A 934-nucleotide genomic window follows, 5' to 3' on the forward strand; every position below is an offset into this window, starting at 1 on the left:
CGCGGGTATCGTGTGAAAAACCACTTTCATCAATAAAAACAATATGCTTACCTTCTTTTTCATAGTGTTTTTTGTTGAAACGTTTGTCGAGTGTTTTCCTCGGCTTTCGGATGACGACGTAGAGTTTTTTTATAGGTCAATCCCATTTTTTTAAGAGCTTGCCAAATGGCCTTCTGACAAACGGCAAAACGCTCTGCACGCTCTTTTTGGTAAGCATCTGGATATTCAACATCTTTTATCAACTCGGATTTATCGATTTTTCGCTGAAGCGTAGTCGATGCTTTTGGCTCTATTTGATTAATCCAACGCGATACAAATGCAGAGCCAATCCGAAATTTCTTCTCTGTTTCTGAGATACTCAACCCTTCTTCTTCCATCGTAAATATCACTTTACTTCTAAAATCAATTGAATAGCTGATATAAATAATGTCATCAAAATTAAGTCGCTTAGCTATAATATTAGGCGCATCAGCAATAACAATAAAAAGGTAAGTCTAATTTTTTGTAGTAGATGATAACGTGAAGATGACATTGACGCGAATACAATTGATTTCATAAAATATCTAAAATCCATAGCCAAATGAGGTGAGACATTTTAAACTAAATAGAGCTTAAATAGCGAATATTTGGTGGAAAAATAAGCAAAAGCAGCCTTTTCCTTTGACTATGTCTCATCACAAAGATAATATTCGCGCCTTATGCAAAAGGTAAAATTACCCTTAACGATTGATGCGCATCGCGCAGCACAAAAAATTGGATTATTCAGGATATTATTCACCTGAACAGGTTTTCCGTGTCGAAGAATCATTAATAAGTATAGATAGCGATGTAACTAGTGAGCTATCGTTTCCAATAGATAATCAACATTTAGTTGTCATAAGAGACGATTCTGATGTTAATGTCACGTTAAAATGTGAACGTTGTGGTATAGCTA

At 35.1% G+C, this 934-nt stretch carries 1 protein-coding gene and 1 pseudogene; one reads left to right on the top strand and one right to left on the bottom strand.

Annotated features, from left to right (window positions below):
• Positions 1-59: 59 nt before the first annotated feature.
• The gene (locus ARSQ2_RS11630; protein ID WP_338078300.1) at positions 60-482 is read right to left on the bottom strand and encodes an IS630 transposase-related protein; all 423 of its coding nucleotides are present in this window, start codon (positions 480-482) and stop codon (positions 60-62) included.
• A gap of 216 nt (positions 483-698) precedes the next feature.
• On the opposite strand from ARSQ2_RS11630, the pseudogene ARSQ2_RS13400 reads away from it, so the two are divergent.
• Positions 699-934: pseudogene (locus ARSQ2_RS13400) on the top strand (DUF177 domain-containing protein); the annotation flags it as partial.

Origin of the sequence: Arsenophonus endosymbiont of Bemisia tabaci Q2 (genome assembly GCF_902713415.1) — a bacterium.
Lineage (GTDB): Bacteria > Pseudomonadota > Gammaproteobacteria > Enterobacterales > Enterobacteriaceae > Arsenophonus.